General features: G+C 38.2%; 22 protein-coding genes. 14 read left to right on the forward strand and 8 right to left on the reverse strand.

Features of this window, described 5'->3' with window-relative positions; translation table 11 throughout:
* The first annotated feature begins 29 nt into the window (after positions 1 to 29).
* The 3 genes from L1999_RS04790 to L1999_RS04800 are packed head-to-tail and all read left to right on the forward strand — an operon-like array spanning position 30 to position 2,269.
* Complete coding sequence (locus L1999_RS04790) at positions 30 to 812, forward strand: transporter substrate-binding domain-containing protein (RefSeq protein ID WP_235742528.1); 783 nt, start codon at positions 30 to 32, stop codon at positions 810 to 812.
* Between the two features lie 35 nt (positions 813 to 847).
* Positions 848 to 1,513, forward strand: a complete 666-nt coding sequence (locus tag L1999_RS04795) for an amino acid ABC transporter permease (protein ID WP_235742529.1) — start codon at positions 848 to 850, stop codon at positions 1,511 to 1,513.
* A gap of 12 nt (positions 1,514 to 1,525) precedes the next feature.
* Entirely contained in the window at positions 1,526 to 2,269 is a 744-nt protein-coding gene (locus L1999_RS04800) for an amino acid ABC transporter ATP-binding protein (protein WP_275677369.1), read from the forward strand.
* Between the two features lie 160 nt (positions 2,270 to 2,429).
* Here L1999_RS04800 and L1999_RS04805 read toward each other — a convergent pair whose 3' ends face one another.
* The gene (locus tag L1999_RS04805) at positions 2,430 to 2,756 is read right to left on the reverse strand and encodes an AzlD domain-containing protein (RefSeq protein WP_235742530.1); all 327 of its coding nucleotides are present in this window, start codon (positions 2,754 to 2,756) and stop codon (positions 2,430 to 2,432) included.
* Positions 2,747 to 3,466 (reverse strand): AzlC family ABC transporter permease, encoded by a 720-nt coding sequence (locus L1999_RS04810; protein WP_235742531.1) that lies wholly within the window; start codon positions 3,464 to 3,466, stop codon positions 2,747 to 2,749. The genes L1999_RS04805 and L1999_RS04810 overlap by 10 nt, the downstream gene beginning before the upstream one ends.
* A gap of 109 nt (positions 3,467 to 3,575) precedes the next feature.
* Between L1999_RS04810 and L1999_RS04815 the strand changes: the two genes are divergently transcribed.
* The 7 genes from L1999_RS04815 to L1999_RS04845 all read left to right on the forward strand — a co-directional run bounded on the left by L1999_RS04815 (position 3,576) and on the right by L1999_RS04845 (position 11,373).
* Entirely contained in the window at positions 3,576 to 4,961 is a 1,386-nt protein-coding gene (locus L1999_RS04815) for an aminotransferase-like domain-containing protein (RefSeq protein WP_235742532.1), read from the forward strand.
* A gap of 445 nt (positions 4,962 to 5,406) precedes the next feature.
* Entirely contained in the window at positions 5,407 to 5,751 is a 345-nt protein-coding gene (locus L1999_RS04820) for a TIGR04076 family protein (RefSeq protein WP_235742533.1), read from the forward strand.
* A complete protein-coding gene (locus L1999_RS04825) occupies positions 5,751 to 6,797 on the forward strand; it encodes an aldo/keto reductase (protein WP_235742534.1) in 1,047 nt (348 codons plus the stop codon). Before L1999_RS04820 ends, L1999_RS04825 begins: the two co-directional genes overlap by 1 nt.
* 59 nt (positions 6,798 to 6,856) lie before the next feature.
* Complete coding sequence (locus L1999_RS04830) at positions 6,857 to 8,326, forward strand: Na+/H+ antiporter NhaC family protein (protein ID WP_235742535.1); 1,470 nt, start codon at positions 6,857 to 6,859, stop codon at positions 8,324 to 8,326.
* Positions 8,327 to 8,629: 303 nt separating this feature from the next.
* A complete protein-coding gene (locus tag L1999_RS04835; protein ID WP_235744254.1) occupies positions 8,630 to 9,607 on the forward strand; it encodes a tRNA dihydrouridine synthase in 978 nt (325 codons plus the stop codon).
* A 554-nt stretch (positions 9,608 to 10,161) separates the two neighbouring features.
* Positions 10,162 to 10,494, forward strand: coding sequence for a hypothetical protein (locus L1999_RS04840; RefSeq protein ID WP_235742536.1), 333 nt, complete (start codon positions 10,162 to 10,164; stop codon positions 10,492 to 10,494).
* A gap of 309 nt (positions 10,495 to 10,803) precedes the next feature.
* Positions 10,804 to 11,373, forward strand: a complete 570-nt coding sequence (locus L1999_RS04845; RefSeq protein ID WP_235742537.1) for a DUF4256 domain-containing protein — start codon at positions 10,804 to 10,806, stop codon at positions 11,371 to 11,373.
* 192 nt (positions 11,374 to 11,565) lie between these two features.
* On the opposite strand, the gene L1999_RS04850 is transcribed toward L1999_RS04845, so the two are convergent.
* Entirely contained in the window at positions 11,566 to 13,041 is a 1,476-nt protein-coding gene (locus tag L1999_RS04850; RefSeq protein WP_235742538.1) for a DHA2 family efflux MFS transporter permease subunit, read from the reverse strand.
* A complete protein-coding gene (locus L1999_RS04855) occupies positions 12,941 to 13,204 on the reverse strand; it encodes a hypothetical protein (protein ID WP_235744505.1) in 264 nt (87 codons plus the stop codon). Before L1999_RS04855 ends, L1999_RS04850 begins: the two co-directional genes overlap by 101 nt.
* Before the next feature lie 292 nt (positions 13,205 to 13,496).
* Here L1999_RS04855 and L1999_RS04860 point away from each other — a divergent pair, with 292 nt between their 5' ends.
* On the forward strand, positions 13,497 to 13,796 hold the full coding sequence (locus tag L1999_RS04860; RefSeq protein ID WP_235742539.1) for a TetR-like C-terminal domain-containing protein: 300 nt from the start codon (positions 13,497 to 13,499) through the stop codon (positions 13,794 to 13,796).
* 163 nt (positions 13,797 to 13,959) lie between these two features.
* Here the strand turns inward: L1999_RS04860 and L1999_RS04865 are convergent, their stop codons facing one another.
* The gene (locus L1999_RS04865) at positions 13,960 to 15,339 is read right to left on the reverse strand and encodes an MFS transporter (protein ID WP_235742540.1); all 1,380 of its coding nucleotides are present in this window, start codon (positions 15,337 to 15,339) and stop codon (positions 13,960 to 13,962) included.
* 502 nt (positions 15,340 to 15,841) lie between these two features.
* Here L1999_RS04865 and L1999_RS04870 point away from each other — a divergent pair.
* Positions 15,842 to 17,059 (forward strand): AraC family transcriptional regulator, encoded by a 1,218-nt coding sequence (locus tag L1999_RS04870; RefSeq protein WP_235742541.1) that lies wholly within the window; start codon positions 15,842 to 15,844, stop codon positions 17,057 to 17,059.
* A 34-nt stretch (positions 17,060 to 17,093) separates the two neighbouring features.
* Here the strand turns inward: L1999_RS04870 and L1999_RS04875 are convergent, their stop codons facing one another.
* Together L1999_RS04875 and L1999_RS04880 are read right to left on the reverse strand one after the other, a co-directional pair.
* On the reverse strand, positions 17,094 to 17,651 hold the full coding sequence (locus tag L1999_RS04875; RefSeq protein ID WP_235742542.1) for a TetR/AcrR family transcriptional regulator: 558 nt from the start codon (positions 17,649 to 17,651) through the stop codon (positions 17,094 to 17,096).
* 10 nt (positions 17,652 to 17,661) lie between these two features.
* Complete coding sequence (locus L1999_RS04880; RefSeq protein WP_235742543.1) at positions 17,662 to 18,885, reverse strand: MFS transporter; 1,224 nt, start codon at positions 18,883 to 18,885, stop codon at positions 17,662 to 17,664.
* 322 nt (positions 18,886 to 19,207) lie between these two features.
* Between L1999_RS04880 and L1999_RS04885 the strand changes: the two genes are divergently transcribed.
* Positions 19,208 to 20,392, forward strand: coding sequence for an ROK family transcriptional regulator (locus L1999_RS04885; RefSeq protein ID WP_235742544.1), 1,185 nt, complete (start codon positions 19,208 to 19,210; stop codon positions 20,390 to 20,392).
* A gap of 108 nt (positions 20,393 to 20,500) precedes the next feature.
* Here L1999_RS04885 and L1999_RS04890 read toward each other — a convergent pair whose 3' ends face one another.
* Positions 20,501 to 21,397, reverse strand: a complete 897-nt coding sequence (locus tag L1999_RS04890; RefSeq protein WP_235742545.1) for a DMT family transporter — start codon at positions 21,395 to 21,397, stop codon at positions 20,501 to 20,503.
* A gap of 402 nt (positions 21,398 to 21,799) precedes the next feature.
* Here L1999_RS04890 and L1999_RS04895 point away from each other — a divergent pair, with 402 nt between their 5' ends.
* Complete coding sequence (locus tag L1999_RS04895) at positions 21,800 to 22,474, forward strand: uracil-DNA glycosylase (protein WP_235742546.1); 675 nt, start codon at positions 21,800 to 21,802, stop codon at positions 22,472 to 22,474.
* Positions 22,475 to 22,551 lie beyond the last annotated feature (77 nt).

A 22,551-nucleotide genomic window follows, 5' to 3' on the forward strand; every position in this document is an offset into this window, starting at 1 on the left:
AGCTTGAACGAGAGAGGAGAACATCAAGCATGAAAAAACGATACATAATGATACTATCGTGCTTGTTTCTAATGGGGATGCTGACTGGCTGTATCCAAAAGGATCAGCTGGCAGATGGAACAAAGCTGATAGATAAGCAGAAATTCATTTTTGCAGCTTCAGGAGAATTTAAGCCTTTTAGCTATGTTAAAAATGATGAGTTATCGATGACCGGTTTCGATATTGAGGTAGGAAACGCAGTTGGAAAAGAACTGGGCCTTAAACCAGTCCAAAAGAGGATGAAATTCAAAGGACTCATCGAGGGCATTAAAACGGGACGGGCAGACGCAGCCGTTGCCAGCCACACCATTAACCCAGAGCGTGCCAAACAAGTTAACTTTTCCACACCCTACTATTACTCAGGTCCACAGATTTTCACAAGACCTGACAGCAATATTAAAACAGTAGATGACTTAAAAGGAAAAGAAGTTGCCGTTGCAAAGGGCTCCACTTATGCGGATACAGCCAAAAAGTATACCAGCAATATTAAAATGTACGACAGTGATATTACGGCATTAAAAGCGCTAAGTATTGGCCGGCATGACGCCGTTATTACCGATTTTGTCACTGGTAAAAGTGCAAAAAAAGAGGGGTTCAAGATTCAGGGGCAGCAGTTAATCGAGCGAAGCGAGCAGGCTATTGTTGTTCCGAAGGATAATCCAAAGCTGCTTAAGCGAATTAATGACGCACTTCAAAGACTTCGTAACGATGGAACACTATCACGGATCAGTCAAAAGTATTTTGGTGAGGATATTACGAAAAAACCAGAATAATAGATTGATCATTAGAAAGAAAGGATGTTGTTATTTTGCCTAGTTTTTCTCACTTTTTACATACGTTGATCAGCAGCAAAAACCTTTTCATAGATGCAGCGCTGTTGACATTAAAGCTTACGGTTGTTTCTATTTTAATTGGGATTTTATTTGGATTATTTTTTGCTCTTTTAAAAATATCGAGGATTAAAGTATTGGAATATATTTCAAATGCGTATGTATTCCTAGTAAGGGGAACTCCGCTTATAGTTCAGATTTTCATTCTGTATTTTGGCTTCAGCGGAATTTTCCTCATTCCTGACTTTTGGGCGGCGGCTCTGGCACTCGCCTTCCATAACGGTGCCTATATTGCTGAAATTTTCAGGGGAACAATTCAGTCCATTGATAAGGGGCAAATGGAAGCGGCACGATCTCTCGGTATGACCAGAATACTAGCAATGCGCCGTATCATTCTTCCACAGGCTTTCAAGAGGGCACTGCCTCCCCTTGGAAACCAATTTATTATTGGACTTAAGGATTCATCTCTGGCCGCCTTTATTTCCATGAATGAATTGTTCAATGTCTCAACGACACTGGGTTCCAATAATTTCGATGAAATGACCTACTTGTTAATAGTAGCCGTTTATTATCTCATACTTGTTGCAGTATTAACGATGCTGGTGAGCCTGTTCGAAAAGAGATTGGCCGTTAGTGATCGATAGGAGGACGATAGCGTGAATGAACGAGAAATGATAAAAATAGAAAACTTACATAAATCTTATGGCAGTTTACATGTATTAAAAGATATAAACATGTCCGTGTATGAAAGTGAAGTTGTCTGCTTGGTCGGAGCATCTGGTTCTGGTAAAAGTACGCTGCTGCGCTGCCTGAACTTTTTAGAAAAAAGGGATGGTGGGAGAATTTCAATCCGCGGGGAAGAGATTAGCCCGGAAACCCACAATATTAATAATGTCCGCCAAACGGTGGGGATGGTCTTCCAGCACTTTAATCTATTCCCGCATAAAACTGTTCTTGAAAATGTCATGGAAGCACCTATCATGGTAAAGAAAATCCCTAAAGACCAGGCGATTGCTGAAGCAAAGGAGCTGCTCCAAAAGGTGGGTCTTGAGGATAAGGCAGATGTTTATCCTAGCAAATTGTCAGGCGGTCAAAAGCAGCGTGTGGCAATTGCCAGGTCGCTGGCGATGAAGCCCGATATCATGCTTTTTGATGAACCGACATCTGCCCTTGATCCGCAGCTTGTTGGTGAGGTATTGACAACCATGAAAGAGTTAGCCGATGAAGGAATGACGATGGTAGTGGTTACGCATGAAATGGGCTTCGCTCGTGAGGTTGCTGATTGGATTGTCTTTATGGACGATGGGAGAATTATCGAAAGAGATCGGCCAAATGAATTCTTTGATCATCCAAAAGAGGAACGTACAAAAGAATTCCTCCAAGCTACCATGTTAAAATAAAATAGCAAAAGCTCCAATAACAATGATTGGCTTAATCAAAATGAATAATTGTTAATACTCAAGATGTTTGGAGAATAACGAAGAGGGGCTGTTCACGAAGTGTTGGAAAATAACTTTGTGAACAGCCCCTCTTCCCTTATTACAGCAGTACTTTACCAAGTTAAAACACAAAACGTAAGACCATTATAGAGAGGATTCCAGCGACAACAGTTCCTAATAAACTGCGTGTGACAATCGCAATCATAAAAGCAGGCAAAGCGGCGAGTAGTTCAAGGTTTTTTTGCAAAGGTTCCAATTTTCCGTTTGGCATTAGTAATTCTTGCCCCACTAAGGCTGCCATAACGGCAATGGGAACGTAGTTCAACCACCGCATGGTCCATTCTGGCAGTTCAACACGGCTCAAGATCGCAATTGGAAGTACTCTTGGAATGAATGTTACAAGGGCTGAGCCTAAAATAATTAAAAAGATGGACCATCTTACTTCCATTTTTCCACCACCATTCCTACACTAGAGGCAATGATAGTCGCCACAATAACACCTACACTTCCAGATGCCACTAAACTTACCCCTACAACAATAGCAACAGCAGTTAGTGCAACAAGAACATCTTTCATCCATTTTCTTCGGCTGATCAATTGCAGGACAAGCAGGCCAATAAACATACCCGGCAATGCAAAATCAAGACCGAATTTTTCCGGGTTCGAAATCCATTCTCCGAAAATTGCTCCTGCAATATTAGCAATAAACCAATTTAAATAAGCAGTTATATTTAACCCATACATCCATTTTTCGCTAAGCCATTTTTTACTTGCTGCTTCATTCATTGCTACACCAAATGTTTCATCGGTAAGTAAAGAACCGATAAATATATTCTTGAAGGGTGTAAGATGACGGAAATAAGGCGATATAGCCGCGCTCATTAAAAGATGGCGGAGGTTAATAAAGAAAATAGTAAAAATAATCGCTAGAGTTGGACTATTAGCTCCAATCATCGCGGCTGCAATAAATTGACCTGAACCAGCGTATAAAAGTAAGGAAATGAGTCCAATTTCAACAATCGATAGTCCTGCTGTTTTTTCCACAACACCGGCCGCAAAGCCAATACTTAAGTATCCAAGTACAGTGGGCAGACAATCCTTTACACCGGCAAGGAAGCTGCTTTCTTCCCGCAAAAACGTGTTATCACTGATGTTCAAATCTTTCACCCACTTATAAGAAATTGTATGTAAATTTACTTTATCATCCCTATTGTATGGCTTCAATGATATAATTGTATGCAATACAATTTTTCGGGCGAGGTGTTATATGCCAGTTAATTCATTTGAAAATTATCCTATGTCGTGGAAGCCGGATAAAAATCAGCTTGCTGCTCCATTATATCGATCGATTGCCAGTCTGCTGGAATATGATATACTCAATGGTTTTCTCGCACCCAATACGCAACTTCCTCCTCAGCGAGAAATTGCAGACTATCTTGATATAAACCTAAGCACTGTCACAAGAGCATTTAAAATATGCGAGATGAAAGGATTCATCTATGCCGTTACGGGAAGAGGAACCTTTGTTACGCCCAATATAAAAAATGCGATCTTTATGGCGGACAGTGATGAGAATAAGAATTATATAGAGATGGGGATCATCAAGCCCCTTGACAGCACAAACGCATTCGTCGCACAAGCGATTAAAAACATTGCCACCAAAGATTATCTGGAAAATTTATTAGATTACAGACATCCGTTGGGAATGCCTTACCACCGAATGGCAGCTAAAAAGTGGATGCAGCGCTTTAACATGGATGTACCCATTGAAAATATAGCGATCACTTCAGGAGGGCAAAACTCGTTTTCGCTTATTCTAATGGCCTTGTTTCATCCGGGAGATAAAATAGCGGTCGATATCTATACTTATCCTAATTTTATTGAACTGGCCAAAATACTAAATATCCAATTAATCCCTATTGAGGGGGATGAGTTAGGCATGAAGCCGGAGAGATTGGATGCCGTCTGCAGAACAAATCCATTGCAGGGAATTTATTTGAGCCCCTCCTGCAACAATCCTACTGCTGTATCAATGAATATGAACCGCCGAAAGGAAATAGCAGAGGTCATTAATAAACACAGGCTTATTTTGATAGAGGATGATGTATACTCTTTCCTGGCACCAACAGGCTATTTCCCTATTTCACATTTTGTACCGGAAAGGTTTGTTTATATCCTGAGTATTGCCAAATCACTCAGCTCTGGTATCCGCGTTGCCTTTATCGCTTACGCCAATCAATTTGTTGAAAAAATCACCTATGGAATTTTCAATCTCAATGTAAAAACATCTGCCTTAAATGCTGAAATTATCACAGAATTAATTAATACAGGGGCTGCTGAACAAATTATTAGGAAGAAGCGGGAAATTTCGCAAGAACGGAACCATCTTTACCAGAAATACTTTCAAATCAATCATCCGAGCGAAAACCCGATTAGTTTTTTTCGCTGGTTACCATTGCATAAAGAATGGCAGCTAAACCAGTTTGAGGATATTGCTTTAAACCAGGGAATCCATGTTTATCATTCACATCGTTTCTTGGTCAAAAAAGATGAATCACCTCAATTTATTCGTATTTCACTAACATCTCCTAAGGACTCTGTTGAATTGGAGAAAGGGCTTTGCATCCTAAAGAAATTTTTGTTAGAGTCGTAAAGTTCTGGTCACGTTGTCCCAGACACTCTAGTCACCTTGAGTGTCTGGGGAAACTAACCTGAGGAGTAATATTTTAAATTATCTTAATATTGGAAATTATTGTTGACAATAGAAAAATAGGGTGCTAACATTCTTATAAACCAAAGACGAGGGAGTAAAACTGTTAAACGATCTCTTAGCGAATCCGGGATGGTGTAAGCCGGACAGATGCAGTCACAGCAATTGGGCCTCAGAGGGCGAAGTGAAAGAATTTTTTTAGTAGCTTAGACGCAAAGCCAGCGTTATGGGGCTAAGGGTGTGAAAACAACACCCTGCAGAGTGGGTATGTATGATACATATCAAACAAGGTGGTACCGCAAGTTAACACTTGTCCTTGAATTATATTTAAGGACAGGTGTTTTTTATTTATTTTATGAGCCCAAACAACTGTAAAGGAGAAGGTGTGATGGATGATAGATTTACACTATTTAACTTAAAAGTAGAGGTGGTGGCTACTGATAAACCAATGGTCTGCAGTCATAAGGAAGGTGACTATTTCTTGGTTATAGGGGAAAACCTGATCTTTCCGGAAACTAATTCATTTTCCATGTATGCATTAAGCGCTATTTTGCCACTGCTTCCTGCAAAGCAGCGGGCATTACATGCTAATGACTGGATGTTGTCTGATAGTCTCATTGCCTGCCCGGACCCAAACTGTGGTGCCAAATTTAAAATAACTCGTATCGGAACTCAGGAATTTAGTCATGCTGTATGCACAATAGAACCCATACATAAAGGAGATCGAGAATAATGGCAGAACGATTCGAATTAGCAAAAGATTATACAATCAATAGAGTGATCAACGGCTGTTGGCAATTATCAGAAGGTCATAGTTTAGAAACGAAATTGGATATGAAAGATGTCATGAAGGCCTTCTATATGCTTGCTGACAAAGGATTTACGACATTTGATTGTGCAGATATCTATACAGGTACTGAAGAATTTCTAGGTGAATTTTTAACGGAACTAAAAACAGGGAGTACCCTTTCACCACATGATATCCAAGTTCATACCAAGTATGTACCGGATATCAACTTGCTTCGTGAGGTCGATTACAGTTACACCGAAAAAATAATAGACAGAAGTCTCAAACGTCAAAAACGTGATGTATTGGATCTTGTTCAGTTTCATTGGTGGGATTACAATGTGCCCGGCTATGTTGAGACAGCGGGAGATCTATTGAAACTTAAAGAAAAAGGAAAGATCCGTAATATCGGCGTTACAAACTTTGATACGAAGCATTTGGCCGAACTTGTTGATGCCGGTATCCCTGTTGTGTCCTGTCAAAGTCAATACTCGGTTTTTGATAGACGTCCAGAAAAAGAGTTACTAGATTACTGTAAAAGCAAGGGAATTTCTCTGCTGTGCTATGGTACATTATCAGGAGGTATGATAGCGGAAAAATGGATTGGACAAACTTCTATTCAACCAGAAACGCGCTCACATGTAAAATATTTTCAGGTAATTGAGGATACCTTAGGTTGGGATGACTATCAAGAATTATTGTTATTGCTGCAAGGAATCGCTAATAAACATTCTGTCAAGGTTTCACAAATTGCAACAAAGTATATATTAAATCAGCAAGGTGTCGGAGCTTCCATTATTGGAGTTAGAAATAGCAGGCACGTTGATTCAAATGCGCAAATATTTACATTCGAACTCGACAAGTCTGATATGGATGAGATAAAACAATTCTTAGACAAGTATCCAATAGTAGAGGGTGAACCTTTTGAGTTAGAGCGGACAATTGGTTCGAAATATCGTAATATTATGAAAATGAATTTAAACGAAGAATAAATATTCCAGCTTTCCAAAATTACCAGAGTAAAAATTTACTATTAAAAGGGGGGTTTTATATGGATAAAAAACTTGAATTTAGAGGCGGCTGGGGAGTTGCGTTTATTCCAGTTGTGATTTTTCTGTTCTTCTGCATATTGTATTTTATCGTTTTTAAAGCATTTGAAATGTATGCTCTTGCAATGGGCGCTTTCGTAGCACTTATGGTCGGTGCCATTTTTGCCAAAAAGGGCAACTACGATCGATACTGGGATTCAGTCTATGCAGGTGTAAAGGAGGCCGTCCCGATTTTAATCCTTCTGTTCGTCATCGGGATGTTCTCGGAATTGATAAAATCTACAAACATTTCGTCGGGTTTCGTATGGCTTGCAAACCTCTTGGGTGTGGATGGAGGATTATTTACGGCGTTTACATTCCTGGCAGTTTGTATGATTTCGACTGCCACCGGATCATCGATTGGAACAATGTTTACCTGCTTCCCTATTTTCTACCCGGCTGGGGTATTGTTGGGAAGCGATCCTGCCGTTCTTGCAGGTGCACTCGTCAGTGCTTCTATCTTTGGTGATAACTTAGCACCGATATCAGATACCACCATCATCTCTGCAGGAACGCAAGAATATACAAAAAAAGAAGGTTTTGCTGAAGTGGGCGGCTGTGTTGCCAGCCGGTTGAAATATTCCTTGGTCGCAGGTACTATCTCTTTTGTTCTGTTCTGGATGCTCGGCGGCGGCGGCACGGTAGGCGATGGCGCTTCGGATATCCTTGCCAAGAACATGAATCCAAACTCACTGGTTATGCTGGTTCCGGTCGTCGTCATGTTAATTATCGCTATCAAAACCCGCAATATCTATAAAGCTATAACTATAGGGATTATTTTAGGAACAATAACAGGCCTAGCGTTTCACCTTCTAACGTTCGACAATGTTATCTCCGTTAAGGATGGTGCACCGAAAGGTTTCCTAACGGGCGGCATCAGCAGCATGATGGCAACGGTTACGCTGGTTATTTCTGTCTATGGAATAATGGGTGTACTCAACGGTGCCGGTGTGCTAGAAAAGGTGACAAATGGCATACTTAACAGCAAAATGGGTAAGACAGTCCGCGGTGCAGAAATTGCTATGATGTTAGGTATTTCGTTTACAACCTTGCTCTTCGGTGGTGTGACTAGTGCATCAATGACGACATTTGGAAAAGTACAGAATGAGATTGGTAAACGTGTAGGATTGCATCCATACCGACGTGCCTATCTATTGGATGGTTTCGCTAATGCTATTGTGCTGGTTATACCTTTTTTAAGTGTTTTTGTATTCCTCGGTGCGTTGCTGTCGAAAGGATATGATTTTGTTAAACCGCTTTTACTAACACAGGTCTCAAGCGGTATGATTTATTCCATGGTACTGTTTTTGGTGCTATTATCCTCGGTCATAACGGGATGGGGCCGTGAATATGAGGGCTCTGAAGGGAAAGTAGTTAGAAATCCTCAAGAATTAGCAAAACAAGGAACCAAGCCCGCCTCTCATAATATATAATGGCCAGTGCCTGTCACTCCTATCGACTAATTTCGGTGGTGACAGGCACTATTTTTTTGATTAGGAAAAAAATTAGCAATGCTGAAACCTGAACGATTTGTCTATACCTTTTTCCTAAATTACCTCAACTTCCCTATTTTCCTTTGCACTTTTTATTTGATAATATTAAAATGTATATTTACTATAGCTTGATAAAAGTGCTTAAGCACGTATCAGGGTAGAAGAAGCAGGGGAATCCTTGCTTTTTATTTTGGGGAACAAGGCTTGCACAGATATCCCGTAATGAGAGGATTTGAATTTGATATGATAGATAATTTTTGGCGTGATTTACCACGACCATTTTTTATACTGGCACCAATGGAAGAAGTGACAGATGTTGTTTTTCGCCACGTAGTAAGCGAGGCAGCCAGACCTGATGTGTTTTTTACAGAGTTTACAAATTCGGAGAGTTATTGTCACCCAGAGGGAAAACAAAGTGTGAAGGGGCGTTTGACTTTTACAGAGGATGAACAACCGATAGTAGCCCATATATGGGGAGATAAGCCTGAATATTTTCGGCAAATGAGTATTGGTATGGCGGAACTTGGGTTTCGAGGTATAGATATCAATATGGGTTGTCCCGTACCTAATGTGACACAACATGGAAAGGGAAGCGGCCTTATCCTTCGTCCAGAAGTTGCTGCAGAATTAATTCAAGCAGCAAAAGCAGGAGGATTGCCCGTTAGTGTAAAGACAAGGCTTGGTTTCACAGAGGTAGACGAATGGCGCGACTGGCTGACACACATATTGAAACAGGATATTGCTAATCTTTCCATTCATCTGCGGACAAGAAAGGAAATGAGCAAAGTAGATGCTCATTGGGAACTAATCCCGGAAATTAAGAAACTTCGAGACCAGGTGGCACCGGATACACTCTTGACAATCAATGGGGATATTCCTGACCGTCAAACTGGCTTGAAGCTTGCTCATCAATATGGTATTGATGGGGTTATGATTGGACGTGGTATTTTCCATAATCCTTTTGCCTTTGAAAAAGAACCGAAAGATCATAGCAGTAAGGAATTACTTGATCTCTTAAGATTGCATTTAGATCTCCATGATCAATATTCAAGTTTAGGGCTGCGTCCGTACACTGCTCTTCATCGCTTTTTTAAGATATATGTCAAAGGGTTTCGAGGGGCAAGTGAATTAAGAAATCAATTAATGAATACAAAGTCAACAGATGAAGTGCGTGAATTGCTTGATAACTTTTTAAATAGTCTTGAAGGAATCGGCGAATAATAAAACTTTTAATTGAAGGTCTCCTATTATTACTAGTGACTACTCCAGATAAAAAAAGTTCAATAAGTAAAAGAGCCTGTATCGTGGATTACCAAGTAATCGTCGGCGATACAGGCCATTTCTATTACGTTTATTTTAATGATTTACTACTATGTTCACATAATTGTAGAAAAGCTTTTGAAAAGACTAAATTATATGAAATCTAATGTGATATTATTTTATCGGGAGGAGGTAACAAAATGGAAATATGCCAATAAAAATAATTATTTTTAAAATTATGGCGAATCTTTTCTTCATCATTTTCCCCATCAAAACGATGATTTTATGATGCCCTCGAAGAATAAATACAACTTTTAATGATACAACGTTTATGTACAACCTTCTTATTGAACCTTCACGTATTTCTCTTTTAACATCCATTTCTTCCGTGTTATTCCAAACAAATTGTTTAATAAAAAAATAGACCTGAAAGGATAGGTAAACCAAATATATAAGTTTCCTAAGACTATTTATTTCTGATAAGTTAATTTAGATTTGAAGGAGGAAAATTAATAATGGGCCACGATATATCAGGATTCAATAAAGCAGGAGAAGAAATTGCTTATGCTCGATTTAGCATGGGGAATTATAATGCTACCATACTATATAATGTGCTTGATGCAAATAACTACTATGCAGGAGTTAGTGGATCAGGCGGCAGTACTACCTTCTCCATACAACAAATTGAAAAGGCTCTGAATGCCTACAAGCAATTTTGTAAAAAAGGTGATTTTTCTCTGGTAAGAAGGGAGTTCTTTCCTTGGGACCAAAAACAAATCCTGGATTTTATCCAAAATTGTTTAACAACAGCAAAAGTAGAAGGGAGTGTAAGAGTGTACTTTGGCTAATGTTTTAAGAAGTTTTCTGTAAACTCCTCCATTTCACTGCGTATCCATACCCCTCTATAGAAGCAATTACTTCCTAAATAACCATTTGCCTTCATTTCCAGATCATCTTAAGATTTTCCTTTTATCTTAAAAAAAACCCTACTAAATTTAAACATTTATTATTTATCGACAAAATGAAGAAGGTATAAGAAAATAGTAGATGAAGTAACCAAAAAGAACCATTTCTGAAAAGTAAGCGAATTCTCTCGGGGCAAATGAAGTAATCTAAAAAAGGTAGTTCTAATCATATTATACAAAGAGGGTTTTAGTATGGAAAATGATAAAAGGAAGTTGTCACCAGAACAACAGGAAGAAATACTCAAAACATTAAAAGCCCGTTTTGAGAAAAACATGAATCGCCATAATGGACTCGAATGGGCTAAAGTACAAACAAAGCTAGAAACGAATACGGAAAAACTGTGGTCGCTTAATGAAATGGAAAAAACCGGCGGTGAACCGGATGTTGTTGCCTATGATATAAAGGCAGACGAATACATTTTTTATGATTGTTCAGCGGAAAGTCCTAAAGGCCGCAGAAGTGTTTGCTACGATCGTGAAGCGCTAGAGTCGAGGAAAGAACACAAACCAAAAAACAGCGCTATTGATATGGCTGCTGACATGGGTATTGAGATTTTAACGGAAGAACAATACCGGGAGCTGCAGGAACTTGGGAATTTCGATACTAAAACATCGAGCTGGGTGAAAACACCTGCGAATATTAGAAAACTCGGCGGGGCCATCTTTTGTGATCGTCGCTATGACACTGTCTTTAAGTACCACAATGGAGCAGAATCCTACTATGCTGCCAGGGGATTCCGTGGTTCGCTAACGGTCTTTTGAGGAAAAAACAGTATATTAGTTAAGCTTGGCACGAATGGTTATTAATAATTTGAAAAAAACTGACCCAATCCATTTTTCTGATGGTAGAGTCAGTTTTTTCTTTCTTTAATTAAAAAGCTGAGGTCCAGCCAGCGTCGGTTACTATAACCATTAAATTTTCTACATATACTTTATTTTACTTCCTTCGAAAATTCAACTTTCTTCAGCAGGCTTCGTAGTGTGTTGCCGTTCTATTATGGTTTTCTCTTGCTTCGCCGCTCCCTTTCTAGGCATTAATAAAGTCAAAAGGAAGGCGATGATGACCAAAATGACCGTGAAAATATAGGCATCACTTGTGCCAAGTATAGAAGATTCCATCATTAGCTGAGATTTAGACAGCCCTTTACCAGAAAGAATGAGCCCAGTAGCATGACTTTTCGCTCTGGTTGTCATAATGGTGATCACCAGTGCAATTCCAATTGAACCCGCTACCTGGCGGACCGTGTTAGAGACAGCTGAACCGTGGGAATGCAGGTGTTTCGGAAGAGCATTTAGCCCTGCGGTAGTAATCGGCATCGTAATGAAAGACATACCAATTCGCAAGATAATAGTTCGAATTAGCAAATAACTATAACTAGTCGTTTCACTTAAATCGGTAACTCCCCATGAGGCCGAAATAATAAAGATTAACCCAATTATCGCAAGCGGTTTTACCCCAAATTTATCGAATAACCTGCCGGTGATCGGAGACATGATCGCATTAATGAGAGCACCAGGCAGTAATAGCAGTCCCGTTTCAAGAACGGTATATCCTCTACTTGTTTGCAAGTAGATAGGCAATAAAATCATATCCGCATACATGACCATCGTCACCAAAATATTAACAATGGTGGTCATGGTGAACATTCTGATTCTGAAGACTCGGATATTTAACAATGGATTCTTCGAAGCCAGCTGCCGCCAGCAAAAGAGTATTAAACATAATATACCTGCTGTTATACAGCTCAAAACCAAAACATTTCCCCATCCTTTGTCGCCTGCAATGCTGAACCCATAAAGCAATGCACCAAACCCTGCGGTAGACATAATTATACTGGTGATATCGAGAGTTGGTTTAGAGGTTTCCGATACGTTTACTAGATATTTTAAGGATAAAGCAATCACGATGGCGACAAGAGGGAACATGCCAATAAATAACCAGCGCCATGAAAAGTGTTCAATAATGAATCCAGCTAAAGTCGGACCAATTGCTGGTGCAAAAATCATCACAAGTCCGAGCATCCCCATTGCCGTCCCCCGTTTTTCTTCGGGAAACACTGTAAGAGTAACGGTCATTAATAGAGGCATAATGATACCTGCTCCGGCAGCTTGAATTAGCCTGCCAGTTAATAAAAGAGCGAAGTTTGGGGCAATGGCATTGATGAAGGTCCCCACAAGTAATAAAACCATCGAGCTAATAAAAAGCTGCCGAGTGGTAAAACGCTGCATTAAAAAGGCTGTTACCGGAATTAAGATTCCATTTACGAGCATAAAACCAGTTGACAGCCATTGAATGGTAGTGGCTGAGACCTCAAATTCCTTCATCAAATCAGGTAATACCACATTTAAAATTGTTTGATTTAACACGGATAAAAATGAGCCTAACAATAAGACGAAAAGTAGAGGCCCTTTTTTTATTGATTGATTCACAGTAGAACGTCGCCCGGTTTAATTCAGCTCGGTCCGCAATCATTTGTACTGTCAATCTACTTGCATCTTCGTGTTCCTGAATCAATGAGATGAGTGCCTCTTTAAACATTTTCTTTGTCCGTTTGATTCGTGGATCGGTCTTTAACTTCTCTTGATTAGACATCTTATCAGTCCTTCGTCTATAATTTCCAACTTTATCGACAAACACATTATAGAATGTTGATTAGTTTACATTTAATCAAAAAGTGTTTATGGTTTTACCACTATTCTCATGGTAGTATTTAATTTATTGATACACTATCAATCAAACGACAACATGTCAATTAAATAACAAATGGGAAAGGAATTTAATCATTCACTATCACGATATTCACGATCTAATGGAGCAGATGATTGAGGAAGTATTCGAAGATCTAAATGATACAATAAAATCTTCACCGGAGGGGCAACGGACCATGAAAGTTCAAACACCTCCGGGAAAGCTGGTCTCCTTTCTTGAGCATTTTTATCGAAATGCCAGACTCTACAATGTAATGCTCGAAAACAAGGATTTCCGCAAAAGAGTGTTTGGTATCTTGTTAGATATCGTCACTTATTCGGAAGTAAATCGCAGAGAAAAAGGGCAGTCGTTCCAATTGCCCAAAGAGATTCTTGTTGCCTCGTCACTTGGCATCATTACATGGTGGATACAAGAAGGGACCCCTTATAGCCCAAGTTACTTAGCAGAGCTTATTATGCAAAGGTTCAATAATTAACAAAACCTTCATAGTTTGGAGACAACATTTTTTCTGATGTACATTTCTTAAAAAAGAAAAAAGACGTATCGAACAATTGGAGGTTCGGACGTCTTTTTCGTGTCATATTTGTTTTTTAGATTAACTCGAACCCATTAATAGGTTCCCCTTGATTTTCCAAACGTTAAGCTGGTTTGCCGCTTGATTCAAGCGGAGCTTTTCTTTTTTCTGTTAAATCAACGGTTAGTTGTAGTGTGCGTTTTTTGTTTAATGGATACAAGAATAGGATGATTAATCCTACTACAGCATAGCCAACTCCCATTATAATTGTATTAAGTGAGAAAATCCCATGAAGTGTACTTGCTGTTTGTGCTTTAAGCGTAGCATCGTATCCAACAGCGGAAAGGGCAAAACCACCAAGACCGCCAGCTACAGCTTGGCCTACTTTGCGTGAAAAGGAATAAATCGAATAGATCGTTCCATCTTCTCTTATGCCTGTTAATAGTTCCTGGTAATCAATACAGTCTGTTACAAATGCCCAAATTGCTGTATTGAAGAAACAAAGTGCAAAGTAAGCAAGAGATGAAAGAACAATAAATGTTGTTAGACCCATATTTGGCATGAAGTACATTGCAGTGTACACAACACCAGAAATCACCATCGATATACCGGACATTTCTTTTTTTCCAAACTTTTTCGCTAATGGAGTGATTAAGGGTATAGCTACGAATGCTAGAACAGTTTGGACAGTGGTCATGATACTTAAGGTTGTGGCACTACCAAAGTAATCTTTCAGTAAATACGTTTGAACAGTTCCTTGGAGCATAGTAACAACAAGTAAAACCAAGGCAGCAAGCAGAAGCACCAACAATGCTTTATTTTTCAAAACACCTTTTAAGGTTTTTCCAAGGTTAACTTTTTCCTGAGTTTTAGCGTTCATTTCAATTCGTTCAGTTGATAATTTATAACATGCCATGTAGCAAGCAAGAGAAAGGATAGCAAAAATTACTGCCCCCATTAGAAAACGATTTGCATTTGCCTGATTATTAACAAAAAAGATAAATGGAGATGCAGCCCCAATGATTAACCAGGCAAAGTTTGCACCTGCTGTTCTCCAAGTGGCTAAACTTGTACGTTCATTCGGATTATCTGTCACCACAGATGCCATTGAGCCGTATGGAATATTGACTGTGCTATAAAGAGTTCCCCATAAAATATACGTAACGAATGCCCATGCTAAATGAAAACCATCTGATACACCCGGGATTTTCACAAACATCAATACACCTGAAATCACAAGCGGGATTGACATTCTTAAAATCCACGGTCTAAATTTACCATTTATCCCAGCTTTTCTAGAATCAATAAAACGTCCCCAAGTAACATCAGCCACCGCATCCCATAATCGGGCCGTTAAAAAGAGGACACCAACAGTTGCAGGGCTGATATGAAGAATATCCGTATAAAAAACCATCAAATAATAAGTTACGATTGCAAAGAAGAAATCATTGCCAAAATCTCCAAACATGTAGCCGATTTTGTCTTTCAATCCAAATTGTTGCATTAGTGTTACCCCCATTATTCTTAAATATGATAAGAATTCGTAAAACGCTTTCAGTTTTAGTAATATAAGATTGATTGAAATTAGAATTATTCCTGTTTGCTGGTGTTCCAAAAAGCGTTAAAGTATTGACTGTAAAATCCCTTTCAAATCCTATTGAAAAAAGTACATTAACAGACCTTTCTAGAGAGATTTCAATTAATTAGTTAATTTATTAAACAAACCAATTGAAGATTCAAATTATCATCCATTACCTCCTTTATTCGAGTCTTTTTCTAAAGTAAAATGACCAAAATGACCCAACCTTACTTAAACTTAAACTTGTTGTTGGCTTAACCGTTAATTGGTATCATTAACATATTCAAATAATAAAGAGAATAAAGCGTTTTCACATCCAATTTTGTTGTTTTTTTTATAAAATTGAGACTTTGCAAAAAAAATTAATTTTTCCATTCTTACTATGATCTAGATATCAATGTGGTAAAGGATTCGAAAGGTGATTATAATGGATGAACTTCTAAGTAAATGTTTGCTTATTAAAAATGCTTTTAATATAGATGTTCAGGTGTTTGATCACCAGTTTCAAACGATTTTTCACCTATCTAGTGATAATGAGCCGCTCATTTTGGTTGAAGCAAGAAAAAGAATCTACTCTGATCTTCAACGGGCGCTAGAAAAGGCAAATAAAAATAGTTTTTGTTTTCATACAGATTCTTTTCAACTCTCGTATTTCGCGGTTGGTAACCATGAAGAAGCACAGGTTGCAGAAATTATTTTAGTTGGTCCTTTCTTAAATGAGCGAGTTAATGACTCATTTCTATGGAATATAATTAGGAACAATCGTCTTGAAAATACCTGGTTCAACCCTTTAGAAAAGTTTTATAAATCATTAGTCTATTTAGGACAATCATACCTAGCAGTCGGTGATATGTTAGTAAATCTAATAGTTAACCCGCATATTGACTCTCAATTTATTATGATGAATAACAGAGATAAGCGCGATCAGCCATTGTTACAGCTAGAGGATTATGATCGGAAGGGCTTGGACATTAAACTAAGGTATGAGGCAGAAAAGAAGTTTTTACATTTTATTGAAACTGGGGATAAAGAAAATGCCATGAAAGCATTGCCTGAATATACAGGTGATTTTTTATATAGAGTCCCAGGGAATCCATTAAGGGCAAGAAAGAATATTACCTTTTCGAGTAATACCCTGTATAGGATCGCTGCGGCTAAAGGAGGAGTTGAACCACAATATTTACATGCAATTTCCGATAAATTCGCGTTGAGGATTGAGGAGGCTGTGTCTATGTCGGAATTAGATACAGTCGAATTCAGTATGATAGAAGAATATTGTGAGGCGGTAAAGAACTTTGCAGTTAAAGGATATAGTCCTGTCGTAAGGAAAGCCTTAGTGTATATAAATCTCTACTTTAATGAACCAATAAATGTGCAAACTATAGCTGATGAAATTGGATTTAATCGAACCTATCTTGCAAAGAAATTTAAACAGGAAGTGCAAATAAGTGTGATTGATTATATTCATAAAAAGCGGATCGATGAGGCCATTTTTCTCATTGAGCAAGGGCGGTTATCGATTACGGATATTGGTATCCAAGTAGGCTTTAGCAGCTATAATTATTTTTGTAAGGTATTTAAAGAAGTAACACGAATGACAGCAACAGAATATAAAGGCAGTAAGAAAAAAGAGGCACATGATTAACTTCATGGCCTCTTTTTGAATGTTAAGCAGGCATCTATTGGATACCTCTCCAATAAATATCCCATGTGATCTTTTGGGCTCTTTCGTAAGCCAGGCGTGTTTCATATACTAATTGAATATCTAGACCATCCAGCATCGTAACAAAAGCAATCGTACATTCTTCAGGGCTTAATCTACTCTTATGCTGGGTAAAGCATAATCTTAGTACCTCTTTTAACGCTGTTAAGTACATCCGGAATTGTGAGAGTACAAAATCATGCACCTCTAATGGTGTAATGAATGATAATGAGTACATTAAGGTAACATTAGGTTCTGTCAAAAAACGATTCTTATGTTCAGTGATAAAATCATATAACTGTTTTTCTAATGGTTCTTCTTTATGTTCTTCAAAATAGTGACGAACAAAGGCACATTCTTCTTCGATTACCTCTTTATATACTTCCATAAGTAACACTTTTTTTGTTGGATAGTGGTAGGAAAGGGATTGTTTGCGAATTCCAGCCTCTTCAGCGATTTGAGCCATCTTAGTTCCATCAAAACCAAATTGGTTAAAATGTTTTATGGCGACTTTTTTAATCTGTTCTTTGCTCATATTACCTCCATTAGCGAAAAAGTGAAACCTTCTGATTTTTTGCAGCGGATATCTGTCTATTTTTACTGGCAGTATAGATTATATAGATAAGTAGAAACAATAAATAAGCGATTATAGCTACGAAATATACTGACTGGTATGAAAATGCTTCTGCAACGATACCAAGAATAAGTGAACCTCCTCCTAAACCAAAATCGAAGAAATTAAAAAAGGAGGCAATTGAATTTTCGCGTTCATATATTTCAACCATGTTTAAGCACCATGTTTGAAGTGCTGGGAAAATAGCCCCAAATCCTGAGCCATATAGGAATCCGGCTATAAGAAACTGGGGTTCATTATGTGCTAATAATAACACAATAAACCCCGCTATCGTAATCAATCCTGAGGGTATTAAAACTGCCCCAGGTCCGTAACGGTCAAACATTTTTCCAGATATCACCCGCACCACTAGACCACTCGCTGCGGAAAGAAAGAAAAACCATGCAACAAGGTGGAATCCTTTTTCTACTGCGTATAAAGCCGTAAAGGACATGACTCCACCAGCAGCTATTCCTGTCATAAAGATAAGAATAGAAGGGAGCAATACTCGTTTTTCAACCCATTTGAATTTTGAAGGAGTATGGTTTTCAGTTCCATTTTCATTACTAAACTCAGATTTTCTAGAAGTATAACAGGCGAATAATATTGCTAAGAGAGAAATCGCCATAGCACTCCAAAACATTCCGTTAAAATTAAAGGATTGTAACAGACTAACCCCTATTACCGGTCCTAGAGAAATAGCGATGGTCTCCCCAACACCAAAATAACCCATAGCTTCACCCATTCGCTCCTTAGGCATATTTTCAGCCGCAATGGTTGTAATATAGATGGTTGCTAATCCAAATCCAATCCCATGAATTAAACGAATAACAAGAAGCATCCAAACATCTGACGCCAGGTAGTAAAGACCTGTTGAAAGTGCACAAATTGCCATCCCGAAAATCAGTAGATATTTTTTATTGAATCTTGTTGTGAGTATCCCAGAAAATGGACGGACAAGAATAGCTGAAACTGTAAAAATCCCTGTAATCAGGCCAATTTGGGAAGCTTCACCTCCAATGCTTGATACAAACAAGGGCAAGGTGGGAAGCAACATTTCAAACGCCATAAACAGCAAGCCGTTTGCTGCCATAATAAAGAGGAAAGAACGGGTCCATAAGCTTACTTTTGCAGCTGAATCGATTTGGTCAGACATAAATATCACCTCAAAATTGAAATATATCCTTTCAGATATAAAAAGTATTCTATCTGACGATAGTCAGATTGTAAATAATTATAAAAATATTTAAAGCCATTACGCAATTTTATATAAAAGATAGCAATATTGGATGTGAAAACGCATTCAATATTGCTACTATAAATCTATATACTATTTAGGGAATCGAAAATAAATAATGATTTCGCACTGGAAACATTCTGTTTGTTAGGAAATCTATAGACTGGGTCATGGACTAACATATTAATGTAGCATGTCAATACGTTAGATAGATGTTTTTATGAGTAGAAGGGTGATCTTCATGGAAATAGGCGTAGGTACTTATCTTAAGAAGATAAATAGAAGCTTGATTATTAGTAAAATTATCGAACATGGAAAAATTTCGAGGGCCGATTTATCTACTATAACTAACTTAACTAAAGCTACTATTTCTGTACAGGTAGCAAATCTACTAAAAGAAGGGATAATTGTTGAATCGCAGCAGGAGTATAACCATGTTGGAAGAAAGCCAATCATGCTATCTTTAAATGCGGATGCTGGTTATGCTTTAGGAGTTGATTTAGACTATCAAACTATAACTTTTACTGTATCCGATATTCTGGGGAATCCAGTTCATTCTGAAACTTTAAAGGTAGAAAACTCAAACTATAAAGAGATTCTTCAAATATTAATCGACCATATTAGAGAATATAAAGAAAAATATTCTAATAGTCGATTTGGGATTGTTGGCGTAGTCATTGGAATTCATGGAACTGTGAAGAGTGACCAAACCATCGGCTTTGTTCCACAGCATCAATGGCATAACAAGGATTTAAAGGGCGATTTAGAGAAAAATTTAGGTATGATCGTTTATATTGAAAATAATGCAAATTTATGTGCATTTGCGGAAAAGGTCTTTAATTGCCATCGAAGTGAGAACTTAATCAGCATCAGTATGTATTCTGGAATAGGCCTAGGATTTTTGATTAATGGTGAATTAGTAAAAGGATATCAAGGATACGCAGGTGAAATGGGCCACATGATCATTAATCCTAATGGGGAATTATGTAATTGTGGTAATTCAGGCTGCTGGGAGCTTTACACTTCAGAAGTCAGCTTTTTTAAACAATTATCTAAAAAACTAAATAAAACCAAATTGACTTATAAAGAGCTTGAAAATCTAATTGAATTAAGAAATCCAATAGTTATGACTCAGATGGACGTGTTTATTAAGTATATCTCTATCGGTTTAAATAATATAATAAATATATTAAATCCTGATACAGTAGTGTTTAATAGTGAATTATTGCAATTGTTTCCTGATGTTGAGAGTAAAATTAAAACAAACTTAAAATCCTCCATTAGTAATTATAAAGAGTTCTTACTATCAAGGCTTGGGAGAAATGCGTGTGTATTGGGCGCCTGTACCCTGGCAATAAAGAATTTCTTGGAAATACCTGATTTAAGGCTGCCATTTGAACAGAATGTGTTGGAACAGATTATTTAATAAAGGTCATAAAACCGAGCCCTAAAATCTTTGGTGATTTTGGGGCTCGGTGCTTGTCAAACTTATAACAATTAAACGAGGGTCTGCTTTCGGTTTCCTTCTGAAATATTAAGCTCCAATTTTCCCTTTAATGACAGCCTGTTTCGTGGTCTGCTTCCTATTTACGAGATAAATACTAGCCACAATCAGTACAATTCCTAAAAATAAGAGTTTCGTAAAGGGTTCGTTCAAAAATAAAGTTCCTATGACAACTGCGAGCATTGGAACTAAAAATGTAAATGTTGCCACAACACTTGCGTCCCCTGTTTTCACAAGCATGACGTACAGAATCCATGATATCGCGATCCCGAGAATTGTACCAAATGAAAGTCCCCATAAAAAAGTATCATTCCAGACAATACTAGTCCATTTTTCAGACGAAAGTCCGGCTATCATAAGAATACATCCCCCAATTAAACACTGGAAAGCAACCATCCAAAGAGAATCAACCGAGTGAGCATTTTTTTTTGTGTAAACCGTCCCTAACGCCCAGGAAAGGGCTGAAAATAAACCAAATATAATACCTAAAATTGAGACATGGCCGGAAAATCCCTCTGCGCTGACCGAAATGACTCCAAGAAACCCTAGAAGCAGCCCCAATACTTTAGTTAGTGTCATCGACTCGCCTAACCATAGCCAAGCAAGGAGACCTACTAAAATAGGTTGAAAATAGACAATTACAGAGAATAAACCCGATGGTACTAATTTAAGACCCTCTGTTTGCAGCCCATAAAACAACGCAATATTTAAAGTGCCGGTAACAATATATATTTTCCAATTCTTTCGCCATTGAATGCGGGCACGTGTTTTCCAAATGACTGCACCTAGGAGCACGCCGCCAAACAAACACCGCATCCCTGCAAAAAGCAATGGAGGTGTAAATACCAATGCAAGTTTATAAATGGGCCAAGAAACACTCCAAATTATGATTAAGCCTGCCATCATTAAAAACCATTTTCCATTCATCAAAGCCCTTCTCCCTCATTGAACTAACTAACTGGCTCATAAACTTTGGAGCCAATGTCCTATCACTAAAAAAACAATAACTTTCATAGAATACGCCCCTTGATAAAATATTTCAATTAAGAAATCTTGGATAAAATTTACCATGACTGTTAGATTCCCAAGAAGCATGGTTAAACTGCTGCAAAATTCAAATCATCGCCACTACAGGTGACCTCCTAATGTTTACCTCATTTCCTGATAGGGTATTTGATGATGTAGAAAAGGGAGATACACAAAAATGACTTCCTAGTTCTATTCTTTTATTCAAGCAATTAAAGAAATAATGTTTTTTGACATTGATAACATCTTCTACCGGTATTTACAATAAATAGACAACCAAAAAATGAAACGAGTGTTTATGTAATGACTACTTTAAAAAATGACTGGGCTCCTTTACTAGAACGGGAATTCACAGAAAGCTATTATCTGCGTTTGCGGCAAATACTAAAGGAAGAATACCAAAACAAAGTAATTTATCCTGATAGGAATGATATATACAATGCACTCCATTTTACTTCCTTTGAGGATACAAAAGTGGTGATTATCGGACAGGATCCCTATCATGGAAAGGGACAGGCTCATGGACTTAGTTTCTCCGTCAAGCCAGGGGTGGCCATACCGCCTTCATTGAGAAATATTTATAAAGAATTGCATGATGATATAGGCTGCGAGGTACCAAATCATGGATCTCTAACGGAATGGACGGGGCAGGGAGTGCTGCTGCTTAATGCGGTGCTTACGGTACAGGCGGGAAAACCCAACTCGCATAAAGGATTAGGATGGGAAAAGTTTACTGATAGAATCATAGAAATCTTGAATGAAAGGGAGAAACCGGTCGTCTTTATCTTATGGGGGAGATTTGCTCAGCAAAAGCAGGAGCTCATCACTCAAAAAAGGCATTACATCATAAAATCGCCGCATCCTAGTCCGTTTTCTGCCAACAGTGGTTTTTTTGGCAGCAAGCCTTTTTCCCGGACTAATGAGTTCTTACGCCAAACAGGGCAGAAGGAGATTGACTGGACCATCGCTAACATTTAGGTACAAGTCTAATGGTGAAAATGAAGTTTTGTTTGATTGACAGATAAGTCGCAAATATTTAGCTAACTTTAACAAAA

Source organism: Neobacillus drentensis (genome assembly GCF_021560175.1).
Taxonomy (GTDB): Bacteria; Bacillota; Bacilli; order Bacillales; family Cytobacillaceae; genus Neobacillus; species Neobacillus drentensis_A.

Coding starts and splice junctions, on each gene's coding strand:
- L1999_RS04815 (WP_235742532.1), top strand. CDS start 3,576: ATGCCAGTTAATTCATTTGAAAATTATCCTATGTCGTGGAAGCCGGAT.
- L1999_RS04870 (WP_235742541.1), top strand. CDS start 15,842: ATGGATGAACTTCTAAGTAAATGTTTGCTTATTAAAAATGCTTTTAAT.
- L1999_RS04875 (WP_235742542.1), bottom strand. CDS start 17,651: ATGAGCAAAGAACAGATTAAAAAAGTCGCCATAAAACATTTTAACCAA.
- L1999_RS04845 (WP_235742537.1), top strand. CDS start 10,804: ATGGAAAATGATAAAAGGAAGTTGTCACCAGAACAACAGGAAGAAATA.
- L1999_RS04840 (WP_235742536.1), top strand. CDS start 10,162: ATGGGCCACGATATATCAGGATTCAATAAAGCAGGAGAAGAAATTGCT.
- L1999_RS04825 (WP_235742534.1), top strand. CDS start 5,751: ATGGCAGAACGATTCGAATTAGCAAAAGATTATACAATCAATAGAGTG.
- L1999_RS04865 (WP_235742540.1), bottom strand. CDS start 15,339: ATGCAACAATTTGGATTGAAAGACAAAATCGGCTACATGTTTGGAGAT.
- L1999_RS04790 (WP_235742528.1), top strand. CDS start 30: ATGAAAAAACGATACATAATGATACTATCGTGCTTGTTTCTAATGGGG.
- L1999_RS04880 (WP_235742543.1), bottom strand. CDS start 18,885: ATGTCTGACCAAATCGATTCAGCTGCAAAAGTAAGCTTATGGACCCGT.
- L1999_RS04860 (WP_235742539.1), top strand. CDS start 13,497: ATGAAAGTTCAAACACCTCCGGGAAAGCTGGTCTCCTTTCTTGAGCAT.
- L1999_RS04855 (WP_235744505.1), bottom strand. CDS start 13,204: ATGTCTAATCAAGAGAAGTTAAAGACCGATCCACGAATCAAACGGACA.
- L1999_RS04885 (WP_235742544.1), top strand. CDS start 19,208: ATGGAAATAGGCGTAGGTACTTATCTTAAGAAGATAAATAGAAGCTTG.
- L1999_RS04835 (WP_235744254.1), top strand. CDS start 8,630: ATGATAGATAATTTTTGGCGTGATTTACCACGACCATTTTTTATACTG.
- L1999_RS04820 (WP_235742533.1), top strand. CDS start 5,407: ATGGATGATAGATTTACACTATTTAACTTAAAAGTAGAGGTGGTGGCT.
- L1999_RS04805 (WP_235742530.1), bottom strand. CDS start 2,756: ATGGAAGTAAGATGGTCCATCTTTTTAATTATTTTAGGCTCAGCCCTT.
- L1999_RS04830 (WP_235742535.1), top strand. CDS start 6,857: ATGGATAAAAAACTTGAATTTAGAGGCGGCTGGGGAGTTGCGTTTATT.
- L1999_RS04890 (WP_235742545.1), bottom strand. CDS start 21,397: ATGAATGGAAAATGGTTTTTAATGATGGCAGGCTTAATCATAATTTGG.
- L1999_RS04895 (WP_235742546.1), top strand. CDS start 21,800: ATGACTACTTTAAAAAATGACTGGGCTCCTTTACTAGAACGGGAATTC.